Source organism: Microcystis sp. M049S2 (genome assembly GCF_020245625.1).
In the GTDB taxonomy this organism is placed as follows: domain Bacteria; phylum Cyanobacteriota; class Cyanobacteriia; order Cyanobacteriales; family Microcystaceae; genus Microcystis; species Microcystis ichthyoblabe_A.
In genome coordinates, this window is record NZ_JADBUN010000185.1 from 1 (window position 1) to 13,033 (window position 13,033).

A 13,033-nucleotide genomic window follows, 5' to 3' on the forward strand; every position below is an offset into this window, starting at 1 on the left:
CTTGGAGTGATCGGGGGGAAAATTCAGGTACTTTTTCCCTGAAAATTAGGTAGTTGACCACCTGAAAATCGGTAAAACCCTACACCCCACACCCCACACCCCACACCCTGCCCCCACGAAAAACTTTTTCAGCAAACCCTAGTTAGATATGTATAATCAATTGTGTCTAGCTGCTTACGATGCCTATTAATACTAGAGTATTAACCGTTTAGCCAAACGATTCGGCAACTGCCAATCAACCCTAGAAGCGAGATTTCTCGTGAAAACTGACAGTCTCTTTTACCAAATCTTCCTGCGTTTTCCGGACAGTTTCTTTGACTTAATCGGACAACCCCAACCGGGAGCAGCAAACTATCAATTCACCTCCCAAGAGGTGAAACAACTCTCTTTCCGTCTCGATGGCTTATTTATGCCACTCAGAGAAGATATTCAGCAACCCCTCTACCTAGTGGAAGTGCAGTTCCAACCAGACGACCCCCTCTACTATCGACTTTTTGCGGAATTGTTCCTGTTTCTAAAACAATATCAACCACCCCACCCCTGGCAAATTGTCGTCATTTATCCCCATCGTGGGGTGGAACGGGAACAATCCCTGCATTTTGGCGAAATCCTCAATTTAGCAAGCGTTAGACGCATTTATCTCGATGAATTGCCCTACGGAGACAATCCCTCCTTAGGAATCGGTGTGATTAAATTAGTAGTAGAGTCGGAAACGGCAGCGGTGAGGACTGCTCAAACCCTAATCGAGCGGACCAGAGAAGAAATCACCGACCAGTCCAGTCAACGGCAGTTAATTGACCTAATCGAAAGTATCATCATTTACAAATTACCCCAGAAAAGTCGCGAGGAAATTGAAGCTATGTTTGGACTAAGTGATTTAAAACAAACGAGAGTCTATCAAGAGGCACTGGCCGAAGGAGAAGAACAAGGTCTAGAAAGGGGTCTGCAAGAGGGGGAACGTCTGGTGGTGGAAAATCTGCTCCGAGTCCGTTTTGGTGAGTTAGACCCAGAAATTCAAGCTATTATCAGCCGGATTTTACAATTGTCCCCAGAAGAATTTACTCCTTTACTTCTCCATTGTTCCAAGCAGGAACTCTTAAAGCGATTTCCCCCAGAAAAGTCGCAAGGAAATTGAAGCTATTACCACCCTTAGGGACTTGCGCTTTGATAATGTACCTTTTGGGCGAACGCAGTTCGCCCCTACATTGTGGACAAAACCCGTTACTGTAGGGGCGCAATGCTTGCGCCCTCCGATCGATCAGGTTTGCTGATCACCCTAAGTAGGGGGGGAGCCTTCGAGATGTTAGGGACTTGCGCTTTGATAATGTGCCATCTGGCTGGTCTGGTTTTTCTACGGAGCGATTTTCTGGCTGGGATATTATTTCTACGCCAGTCCCTTATCAAGGGTAGGGGACTCTCTTGGATTTGGTGAGTAAAATGTATTCTAAGATACATTCCTCCTAGGGAGGGGGTGGAACGAACCACAAAGACACAAAGGACACAAAGGACACAAAGATTGATTGATCGTAAGTTAAACTTATCACACAGAACCTAGAAGAGCCGGTAGGGTTAATTCATGAATTAACCCTACTATAACCCACTAGGGAAGGGAGGGAGACCCTCCCTTTCTCGTTCCAGGGTTCTACCCCGGAACTATAAAAGACCATCCTGAAAAAGGACGGTCTTTTATAATAGTCAACTCGGATTCGTCTGCTTACTGTAAATTAAGCGACGATGGTAAAGTTGCCGGCATTTAAATTCAGAGGCGCAGTCGTCGTCGTCGCAATAAGAACAGTACCGGCGCTGAAGTTACCATCACCATCAGCATCGTAGAACAACTTCCCGTTATCTTTGGCGTAACCAAAGCGCACTAAGCCAGTGGCGGTCTGATTAGCCGTGAGGTTTGCTAAGGTATCCACTAGGATTGTATTAGCGCTGTTAGTTGCACCCGCCACAGCACTAACCGCCAAGGCGGCTCCCACTGCCGGAGCGCCTTCAAAGGCGGCACTACTTAGGGCGAACACATCATTATCACCTGGTGCTAGGCTGAAGTCATTGATCGTGACGTCATTACCGGCAGTGGCTTTATTCAAGAGGAACTGGTCGTTACCAGCTTTACCCCATAGTTGATCAGTGTTACCGCCACCAATAAGGGTGTCGGCTAATTCACCGCCTTTCAGGGTGTCGGCTGCTGCACCACCAGTAATCTTGAAGGAACCATTGGTTTCAGCGGCACCATTAAAGGTTAAGGTTTTGGTGGTGAAGGAAGAAGCATCAACAGTTAAAGTGGCACCACTTGCCACAACCTCGTTCACAGTGGTGATTGTGGTGTTAGTGGCGGCTTGTTTAAAGATAATCGTCTCAACGTTGGTAACACCATTGATAGCAGTGGTAACAGCATTCCCAACTTTAACGGTTAAGGTGTCACTGCCATTGTTTCCATTGAGGCTAACACCATTAATCTGATCTACTGCCGCCGTCAAGGTGAAGGTGTCATCGCTTTTACCACCGACAATCCGGGTTATATTACTGACATCGCCGAGGTTCAGGGTCAGTTTCCCGGTAAAGTCAGTGGCATCCAAACGATCAGTGGCAGGGTTAGAGACGGTAATCTTGCCGTCAATGGTCAGGTTTTTATCACCCGAAATCACAAAGTTGTTGTTTCCCGCGAATGCCCCACTCTTTATTGTCTCTACGGTTGCGTCACTATTTTTGAGAACACTATCAGCTTTGACAACAATATTGACATTAGCAGCGGAGTTAAGGTCAACAATAGTCGTCCCAGCAACAGTACCCGCCAAGTTAACGGTCGAAGCTTTTGTTGTATCGGCGAGTTTGAGAGATAGCTCATTGGCATACCCAGCCGCCAGAGTCAAGGGGAATTTTTCGGCGGTGTTAACCTGCAAGTTACCGGACTTGATAACGAAACTCTTGACTCCAGAGATGTTGACAATATCAGCTACAGCAGCGTTCGAACCAGTGAACTCAATAGTCTCAATGTTAGTAATGTTTGGGGTAACTATAGCACCCACACCCAAGATTTGGGCTGTCAGAACATCAGCGTCAGCTGTACTAGGGTCTTGAACAAAACTATTAGGGAGGAAGGTTAAAGCCTGAACCGTGTTATTGGAGGCAGTCAAAAACTGACCTGCCGGGGAAACTTTAGAGCTGGCAGAAGCGGTGAGAACTGCCCCATTTTCTAACAGGGTAAAGGTCGTTCCCGTACCGCCACCACCACCAGCGACAAATTGAGCAATTTGTGCGTTAGCCGCCGTTACGCTATCGGCACTGGCAGTGACTGTATTCACAATGACCCAGCCACTACTATACTGGGCTGAGGTAAAGGTGGACGAGCCATCAGCCGCCATGGCAACTGCGAAGTTTTGTGCTACCTGAGCGCGGTTCGTCAAAGCCAGTTGCCGTGAGGCGGGGGAATACTGATTTAAAACGACCGGAAAATCAAAAATTGCCTGGGGGGAGGACAGAAGGTAGGTATCAGCCCAGTAGGTTAACTCTTCCGCATTAATGTCAGCCGCGGCAATCCCATAGAGATTTTGGAAAGCTTGGGTGACATAAGCACGACGAGCGGCCGCATCCTGAGACAGCACCGTAGGGGATGCTAACATCGGATAGGCTGTCTTGGCTGCACTAGAGGTAGAAAATGCCTGCACCGCTTGCTCCCAAGAAACTGCCTGACCTGCGGGACTCGCCCAATAGGTAAGGTCAGAAGCTGACGGGGGCAGCTTGGTGTACATCAAGGACAGAGCAATTATTGAAGATTGGGGAATAGCCATAATTTTGTTACCTAAAACTCCTCACACTAGGAAACGAGGTCAAAAATCAAAGAAGCTAAAAACATCTCTGAAGTACCACAACTAATCATAGGAGAGGCATTATCATTTTGTCAAGCAGAGCTAGAGCAATGGGAGCTAGAGTTAAATGGACTTTTCTTCGATATCGTGTCACCGAAGATACCAGTGCTAGAAATGCTTACTAACTCACTGAAAAACTACTACTAACATAGCGCACGGAATTCCAGATTTGAGAGATAGGCGGTCAAATTTAACATTATGTGACGATTTGCTTTAACCCTATTCGATTTGTTTGCACGAAAGAGACTAAGGGACTTGCGCTTTGATAATGTACCTTTTGGGCGAACGCAGTTCGCCCCTACATTGTGGACAAAATCCGTTACTGTAGGGGCGCAAAGCTTGCGCCCTCCGCTCGCTCAGGTTTGCTGATCCCCCTAAGTAGGGGGAGAGCCTTCGAGAACCCTCGCAGCTAAGGGACTTGCGTTTTGATAATATGCCATCTGGCTGGTCTGATTCTTCTACAGAGTGATTTTCTGGCTGGGATATTATTCCCACGCAAGTCCCTAATGGTGCCAGGCGGGACAGATATCTGAGGCCACATTGAGAAAGAGACAGTCCACTGTCGCCAGTCCTCCTCTCTCGTCTCGGTACTCATCCCCTAGGTCCCAAAGACGAAAACCTAAGCCTAGCAGCCAATTGGCCAATTCTGTTAACAGAGGTGTCTGGGGGCCATAGCCTCGGTATAACCAACACTCCAACAATAAGACTGAAACCTGGGGGAGGATCTGGACTGCTCCCTTGAGAATAGACCACTCGTATCCCTGGGTATCTATCTTGATGATTTGGGGAATTGGTAACTCTCCCCGCTTCACTAAGCCATCTAAGGTGAGGACTGGAACCGTCACGGGCGATAGTGCTAAACCTGACCCCTCCATCGGGAGAGCGGTGCTGGCCACCAGATTAGGAAAAACATTAAGGGTGACAGTTCCCTCCCGTTCTCCTAACGCCACCCCATAGAGGTGAAAATTGTCATGAAGCTTTAAACTTTCGGTCATAAACTGCTGATAAGCCGGTGCGTGATTCACTAACGGCTCAAATAGATAAAACTGAGACTGGGGAAACACCTCAACAATATCCCTAGACCAGGAACCATCCGAGGCCCCTACATCATAAATAACCTGGGGGGACAACCCTTTAGCTTGCAAATGTTGGAATATTTCTAAATCTAACTGAGCAAACTTTTCCCTCGTTTTATAGGTATCGGCAACGGACTTGTAGTCAGAATTCGTCATGGGTGGCTCTGGTAGTATCAGTTAGGGGTTAGTTCTAAACGAGTGTTGAGAAGAACACAGTCTAGGGTGCTAAGGGTAGCGTCGGGGTCACTTAAAATCTAAAGTACTACTGGCCACCAGATTGGGGAAGATATTCATGGTGACACGGATTTATAATCGGGATTTTCAACCATTGTTCTTTACCTTGACTAGGTTACTTAATGGCAATGTAGGTATGGGCAGCTGCTAAAAGCTCATCTTTTGTATAACCTTTCGCATTTAATTCCTCCAGAATTTCATCGGTTAATAAGTTCTCGCCGTCCTGCCAAATTTCATTTCTGATGATGTAGGAAACATCCAAAGGTTCAACAGCTTTTATGTATTGAATTGATGACCGAAAATTAAAATAATCGGAAAACATAAAATTTACTAAATTTTCTGCGTAGCTATTTTGGTCGTCCTTAATTAAAGGTACAGAAAGCAAATTAAGTTTTTCCAGCAGTTCAACAAAGGGAACTATATCCTGAAGAGTTTTATGTTGGTTAAGATACTCTAATATTTGATTTTTTGCTAATCTTAAGTGAATCCAGGGATAATCTGAAAACAAGCCATACTGATGATGACCATAGTAAGAATTCCACAGAGACGCACCAACGCAGTAAATTAATCCTCCCGGTTTAGTCACACGAAACATTTCAGCAAAGGCGGCTTCAATGTTAAGAATATGCTCCATTGTTGCCGCCGAAAAGACTATATCATAATAGTTATCAGGTCGAGACATTGCTTCGGCTGACTCCTTAAAATAAGTGACCTTCTCGTGAACAAATCCCGTCCCAATTTCTGCACAGATATCAAGTCCGTGTACTGCGGCTGACTGAAGGAAAAGTTGACAGTCTCTACCATCATTGCAGCCGACAATTAGGACTTTTTTTTCGTGCAGTTTATGACTCGGCACATACTTGAGACAATCTCTAGCATAATAGTCTAAATATCCCATAAATATCCTGGCAATTAATAAGTGACTTAGGTGTAGTACCAATCGGGCATTAGGCCAGATTTAGTGTTGATAAAAAAGCAGTCCAATGTGGCTAAAACTCCCTCCTCATTGCGATAGGGATCTCCCAGATCCCAAAGTCGAAAGTTATAGGGCAACAACCAGTCAACAATTTCATTTAACAGGGGAGTGTTTGGTCCATAGCCTCGATAGAGCCAACATTCTAGAACTAAAATATCCACATGGGGCAGCGTTTTTTCCGCCCCTTTAAGTATCGATAATTCACTGCCTTGAGTATCGATTTTAATAACTTGTGGAATTGGTAGGTTCAAGGTGGCAATGGCATCATCTAAGGTCATTTGTTGGACTTTAACAGGAGTCGTCCGTACACCAGTATTGGTCATATCTAACGCTGTACTACTGACCACGCTATCAGAAAAGACATTCATGGTGATTTCCCCAGTTTTTTCTCCCAAAGCAATTTTGTGTAATTTAAAGGAAGGATATATTTCCAGGGCTTTTTCAAGGAACTCTCGATAGTCAGAGCAGTGGTCTATGAGAGGTTCAAATAAATAGAATTCTGCCTCTGGTAAAATTCTTTTGATATAACAAGACCAACCACTATTAGAAGCTCCGACATCAAAGATAACTCTAGGTTCATGACCGAGTTTTTTAAGCCGTCTAAAAGTTTGTCGGACTTCCTGCAAAACTTGATCGTCCAAGTCATCCATCATTTTTTGGTAATCTTCATTAAATTGATTAGTTTTGTTAGTCATAATTGAAACAGTTAACAAGCAGTTATTTTTGAGAAACTAATTAGGGCTTGCTGAATAAATGTGAAATGTAGGTAAGGTAAGGGTTTTGTGGCTTTTCTGGCGAAACAGGTGCAAGATTTTGAGAGAATCGTGCTTCCAAACCTTGCGTCTTCATCGGCCTGCGTCCTGTAGGGGCGAAGCATTCGGGCAATAACCTATCGGTGAAACCGGAGATTTTCTATCCGAATGCTTCGCCCGTACTTTTTCAGCAGACCCTAATTAATCTACTATAGCAGTTATCTTAATGGTGAAGTAGGAAGTCTCTGGTTTTAGGGAACGCCAGAACTGCGGAACGCTGGAACAGTAGCTGGGGGTGCAGAGATGATGCCAAATGCCGTCATACTTCATCTTTATAAGCAAGGCTGTAAGTGCCCCTAGATTAGGATTTTGCTGCCATCTTCATCTAATCCTACAAAATCTTTCCCTTGATATTCCCGCAAACCAAAGCAGTTAAAATCTCCCGGCATAGAAGTTTTGTAGAGAGTGATTTTTTCTGAATAGTTTATCAGGGATAAATCATTATGAAAATTCTCCAATAAATAACGAAGATAGTTGTCGCAGTAGTAGGGGCGAGCTAAATAACCTTTATTAAAACCACACAGGAAAAGTTTCAGGGAAAAAGGAAATTGATAGAGAAAGTTAAAAACTGCGGCTGTCACTTGGGGATAACTGGGGTTAAAAAAGTCATCCATACAAATTATTCCCTCCTCACTCAAAAGCTGATTAGCAATCTGTAAATCATTAAAACAAGCAGAACCAGAATGGGCGCCATCTATGTGGATCCATCTACAGCTGGAAAAAAACTGGTGAAGATTAGCTTCATTTTGCCAAAAATTTTGAGATTTACATCGATAAAAATTACTGTTAGAGTGTAAATTTCTGAGAAGCTCTTGGGCTTCGTCAAACATAATCAAGTCAACTAATAGGCAGGTTTCTTCTGGGTTAGCATGAAGACAAGATAAAATAGCTGATTTTCCTTTCCACACTCCTATTTCTAAAAAATTACCTTTGATATAATGGCTGGTTTGATAATTTAGTAAGCAATCCCAGGTTATAGCGGCTTGCTCTAGAAAAAATCCCTCAACTAAAGCTGATTGACTGACATACTCTTGAAATTTACTTGCCATAATTTTACTCTTTATTGCTGTTTTATACTCTGATTTGTTAGCAGATTTTACCTAAAATCCTAGCAATTACAATTAAGCAGAAAAGTAGGTAGCTGGCATAACAGAAGCCGACCAAAGTAGGGCTTGATGGAAGACCTGATAATCTTGGAAAAAGAAAACATTGCCCCAGGAATTATCGAGGGAATAGGCAGAATTACAATAATAACTAACGTCGGAACTGCCCCAAATACGATAGATAACTAGATGCCAATGATAATCTCTTTCTTTCATGGCCTTGACTAAATCTGGTAATTGATTCATCGCTCCCGAACGACCAAAGGGGAAATTTTGATCCCAAAATTCCGCAACTACCACGGGATAACGATAGTTACCCATACCTTTGATTACTTCTAAATCAAAGCCTTCTGTGTCAATTTTAACTAAACCAATATCTTTAGGTAATTCCTCACCATCGTGGAGACTAGCTAGGGTTTTAACAGTAACGGTAATAGTATCGGTAAATACTAAACCTTCCGAAAGAGAATGCTTGGTTAAACTGCTATAAAAGCTGGCATCTTGATAGGTGTTATCTGGGGTTTCATCGGTGGCTATATGCAGTTCTTGGGTTTGATTTTCGGAACCGATAGCTAAGGGAAAAAGCTGGAAATTAGGATGATTACCGAGGCGATTTTTGAGCTTATCAATTACGGGAGGAAAAGGTTCAAAGGCATAAACTTGATAACCAGCTTGTAGGAGACGACTAGAAACATCGCCCCGATTAGCACCAATATCTACTGCACGTCGATGGGGAAGATAGGAATATAAATAAGTCATTAATTCGATGTCTAAATCCTGGAAATATTTTTGATCGATAATGACTTTGTATTTTTGCGTGTGGATATCTTCCAATATTTTCTGGTTAGCTTCTTGAATTTTTTGGAGAGCATCAAGAATTAAGCTGCTTTGCTGGTAAGCAGTTTTTTGGGAATCTTCGTGATTTTTTAGCAGGGTATTCAGAATCAAGTCCCCTTTTTGTTTCCAGTCTCCCGTTAATAATTGGAGATTTTTAACTATATCTACGGAAAACTTGAGCAAAAAAGCTTGATTTTGCAGTGATAAATCAGCCTTTCGCTTGGTTTCTGCATTTTCTTGTCGGATTTGCTCCGTGGAGTTATTGAGTTGCTCAACCTTAAAATCTAAGGGATCAAGCTGATTAAGTTTCTCAAGTTTTTGGATTTGTTCAAGTTGGACATGATTGAGTGAATCAAGTTTTTCTAGAAATAAATCTTTGACTGCTTTAACTCGCTGAACTATTTTATTTTTGGCTAATAATTGTTTGATCATTTTGGCTAGTAATTGGGTAAATTGTCTTAAGCTTGACTGGGAGAATTTTCAATTTTACGGCTAGTTTCAGGAACTAACAAATCTTGACGAATAAAGACCACTTCTTTTTGGAGGAGTGTGCCATCAATTGGGGATCTCCATTCGCCGGTTTCGTCATAATAACGGAAACCAAGCTGATCCAAAAGATTAAGCATTTCATTGAAAACGAGAGCGTCCTGATCATAGCGAATAAAGGATAGTTCCGCAACGACTAAATCCACCTGAGCGATAAATTCTTTGGCTCCTTCTAAGACGATATGCTCGGCACACTGCACGTCTAATTTTAATATTCCTCTGCCAGAAATTTCCTGATCGGTCGCCACCTGATCGAGGGTTTTTACTGCCACTGTAATCGTTTCATAGTTTCTAAAATCAGCGGGAGTGAGCAAGGAACTACCGTACAAATCGGGGGAAACTTGAAAACTTAACTGACCAGCTTGATTAGAAATGGCAATTTCTAGTAATTCCGCTTTAGGAATATTACAGATATAGTAATTTCTGGCCGATTGCTCGTATTTTGAGATTAGCGGATCGATGAGTATAAAGCGAGCTTCTGGGAATAATTGACTAGCGGTATGAGACCAAATACCGTGGGAAGCTCCCACATCAACCACAAAATCGGGCTGATATTTTTGCCCTCGTAAACGTCGCATGACTTGATAGACTTGAGCATAATCTTTATAAATGATTGCGGGAACGGGGGGTTCGATAAAGTGAACTAAATCGATTGGCGATCGAGGTAAAATCGCTTCAAATCTGTCATCGGCTGCTTGTTCTTTTTCTAGGGACTGCCACACCCATTGATCGATCCCTTGATCTGAGAATTTTGCCGCTACCTTAACGGCATTTTCTCGCATTCTTTGCTGATTTTCTGGTTTAAGAACGTAGTCCACGGCTGCTGCCAAACTTTCAGGTGTATAATCACAAACCACACCAATTTGAAAGCGATTAATAAAGTTAGCCGCCGAGGTTTTATTACTGCCTAAAAGAATTACTGGGGTGTTAGCGGTGGCGAGGTTAAAAATAATCCGGCCGGGTAAACTAAGGCGAGACAATTCTGTCCGATCATCTCTTTCGTCCATGGTTCCCGTGGGAACAATGACAAAGGGATATGCTTGTAGTTGTTGTGCTAGTTTTTCTTCGGGATAAAGTCCTTGGCCATAAAGTCCCCATTTTTCTAATTCTGCGGGAGATTCTTTGAGCCAATAATAGTTAGAATTGCCATACCAATCTAGTTTGATTCCTGCTCCTTGAATACTCTCTAAAAGAGATTGGAACCATTGGGGACTCCAAATGCTCCCTAATAAAGCTCCCCATTTTTCTTGACAGCGTTGGGGAGAAACTTCGGCAACTTCACTATTAATGAGACGGTGGGGAACGATCGCCGGTAGGAGCCAAAATTTGTAGCCGTACTTATTCTCGTAAGCGTCGCGGAGTTCGGGATGGGTGGCAAAACGAAGGGAACATTTGCCTAAAAACTCTTTCATCAAAGCATCGGGAATCTCCTGAACGCAGATATTCTGATCGTCCATGATGTAGGTGGCAAGGGGAACGTTAAATAATTCCTTAATAGCGATCGCTGTCAGAATGTCGCTGGCATAGTAGGGGACACAAAAAACGCTCTCAATCTGGTTATGTGCGAGGGTTTTTAGCACTGACTGAAACACTTGCGCTCGCGATAGCTCTCGGTGATCGAGAAGAAGACTGAAGGCCCCAAAATCCTGTTCCCCACCGTAGTGATCAGCGGAGCGTATGGAAATAATTTGACGATTATCGGCAAAGATTCTTTTTACTAGGGCCCCTGTACCGTGCTGTTGATTGACTTCACAGGGGGTAATGACGGCATTGCCGCAGATGTAGTGGTTCTGGAAGATAGCAAAGCGATCATCGATCGGTTTTCCTTGTTCTAACGATCGCCAGAGCCAATCGTCAAAATGATCGGCTTTTAAGCTTTTGGCTAATTGATGACTAGCCTGACGAAGTTTTAGTTGATAGTTATAGGTGCGGAGTTTGGCGATTTCTGTTAAGAAACTTGCAGACGCATAATCACAGACAGAACCGAGATTATACTCTTCCACAAATTTAGCTGCAGCACTATCCTTCTGACCGACCACCAGAATGGGGGTGTTAGCAGCAGCGACGATAAAAGGGATGCGGGAGGGTAAGCTCAAATAGGAGAATTCTGGCCGATCCTGTTCTTCTGGGGAACTGCCAGTGGGAACAAGAGCAAAAGGAGCTTGACGTAGGTGGTTAATTAGGTCAGCTTGGGGACAGTACCCTTGAAAGAAAATTCCATCCTGCGCTAATTCTTCCTCTTGGAATTGCAACCATTGACGATTGGGATTACCATACCAATCAATTTTTATTTGGGATTCCCGACATAACTGACGTAGTTTTTCTAACCAATTCTGAGACCAAATATTACCAATTAAAATGCCTCGCCCCATCAGATCGGGCATGACAATTTCAGGGGGAAACAGATAGCTTTCGACGAGGGGAGGGATAAACCAGATCTTCTGCCCATATTTTTTTTCATAGGCTTGGCCCAAGAGCAGAGAAATGCCTAAAATTAAATCGCTGCTATCGAGTAATTTCTGAACTGCTTCATCGTCAACGCCATCAACATAGACATTCTGATCATCCATCAGGTAGGTACAAACGGGGACTTGAAAGAGAGATTTAATCGCTGTGGCTACATAAAAATCTTCGATAAAGTAGGGAATTACTAAGACTCTTTTCGGTTTTAAATAAACAAATAAATTTTGAATTTTTACTAAAATTTCCCCGTAGGAACAACCGCGCACATCTAGACAGAAATTCTGGACTCCAAAGTCCTGCTCCCCTCCGTAGAGATTAGTGGTTCGTAGGGAGACTATCCCACCAGTATCAGGGAAAATTCTCTTTAAAAGAACCCCGACACCGTGATTCTCATTGATTTCGTTTGCAGACACTATAATATCATAACTTTCTTGGAATTTGTCGGCAAAACTATTTAAGTCTTGTAACGACAAACTAAGTTTTTTTTGTAGTTCCTGATAAGAGGTGAGCATAATGATTAATTTTAATAGGCTTTAGCTATAGACATTTCATTGATTTTGACAGGGTTTCTCTGAAAAACAAGGTATAAACTCGTTTCGCCTACGGCCTCGTCATTAAGATAACTGCCGTATTTTTTCTTGGTTATCCCTCTAGAAATTTTATATTTTTCGATATACCCTGTCAAGTTTATTCTCATCCATCCGACAAAACCGAGATTGATCCTCGCAGGTCTTAATGTTTTAAGATTGTTCATCTCCTTTTTACTAACTTCGGCAACTGCTCTCACAATGACCTTTTTATAGCGCTTTTTGTTTCCCCATCGGAAATTATCATCTTACCTTGGCAGACTAGAACTGATGCACCACCCACAGAAACTTCCGTAATTTTACGGTTGTTTTTCTGAAACTTTAATTGTAAACTGCTGGGTCTGCCCATTTCCACCCCTTGGATTATTGTCCATTGATTCATCCCTTCCCTAGCCTGCATTATTCATGAAGACTTTGGAAAATCCTCGAAAGCCTTGGCAAGAAGTTCATCTAGCGATCTGGCTGAAAAACAGTCTGTTTTTTGAGATGTCCTCACAATCAGGTTTTTGCCAGTTGGTGAATAATGC

9 protein-coding genes and 1 pseudogene are annotated in these 13,033 nt (G+C 43.1%); 1 reads left to right on the forward strand and 9 read right to left on the reverse strand.

The annotated features are described in order from the left end of the window. The first annotated feature begins 259 nt into the window (after positions 1-259). The gene (locus tag IM496_RS15780) at positions 260-1,135 is read left to right on the forward strand and encodes an Rpn family recombination-promoting nuclease/putative transposase (protein ID WP_287662493.1); all 876 of its coding nucleotides are present in this window, start codon (positions 260-262) and stop codon (positions 1,133-1,135) included. Positions 1,136-1,724: 589 nt separating this feature from the next. Here the strand turns inward: IM496_RS15780 and IM496_RS15785 are convergent. The 9 genes and pseudogenes from IM496_RS15785 to IM496_RS15825 form a co-directional block, all read right to left on the reverse strand. Beyond that, complete coding sequence (locus IM496_RS15785) at positions 1,725-3,794, reverse strand: beta strand repeat-containing protein (protein WP_287662496.1); 2,070 nt, start codon at positions 3,792-3,794, stop codon at positions 1,725-1,727. Positions 3,795-4,375: 581 nt separating this feature from the next. Then, entirely contained in the window at positions 4,376-5,104 is a 729-nt protein-coding gene (locus IM496_RS15790) for an FkbM family methyltransferase (RefSeq protein ID WP_287662498.1), read from the reverse strand. A gap of 193 nt (positions 5,105-5,297) precedes the next feature. Then, the gene (locus tag IM496_RS15795) at positions 5,298-6,080 is read right to left on the reverse strand and encodes a class I SAM-dependent methyltransferase (RefSeq protein ID WP_287662500.1); all 783 of its coding nucleotides are present in this window, start codon (positions 6,078-6,080) and stop codon (positions 5,298-5,300) included. A gap of 26 nt (positions 6,081-6,106) precedes the next feature. Further along, a complete protein-coding gene (locus IM496_RS15800) occupies positions 6,107-6,853 on the reverse strand; it encodes an FkbM family methyltransferase (protein WP_194015300.1) in 747 nt (248 codons plus the stop codon). 413 nt (positions 6,854-7,266) lie between these two features. Next, the gene (locus IM496_RS15805) at positions 7,267-8,019 is read right to left on the reverse strand and encodes a class I SAM-dependent methyltransferase (RefSeq protein ID WP_287662502.1); all 753 of its coding nucleotides are present in this window, start codon (positions 8,017-8,019) and stop codon (positions 7,267-7,269) included. 72 nt (positions 8,020-8,091) lie between these two features. Beyond that, positions 8,092-9,342, reverse strand: coding sequence for an FkbM family methyltransferase (locus IM496_RS15810; protein WP_287662504.1), 1,251 nt, complete (start codon positions 9,340-9,342; stop codon positions 8,092-8,094). A 26-nt stretch (positions 9,343-9,368) separates the two neighbouring features. Then, on the reverse strand, positions 9,369-12,431 hold the full coding sequence (locus IM496_RS15815; protein WP_287662505.1) for an FkbM family methyltransferase: 3,063 nt from the start codon (positions 12,429-12,431) through the stop codon (positions 9,369-9,371). 11 nt (positions 12,432-12,442) lie between these two features. Next, a complete protein-coding gene (locus IM496_RS15820) occupies positions 12,443-12,706 on the reverse strand; it encodes a hypothetical protein (protein ID WP_194015308.1) in 264 nt (87 codons plus the stop codon). Beyond that, positions 12,703-12,900 (reverse strand): annotated as a pseudogene (locus IM496_RS15825) (PhzF family phenazine biosynthesis protein); the annotation flags it as partial. The gene IM496_RS15820 and the pseudogene IM496_RS15825, both read right to left, overlap by 4 nt. Positions 12,901-13,033 lie beyond the last annotated feature (133 nt).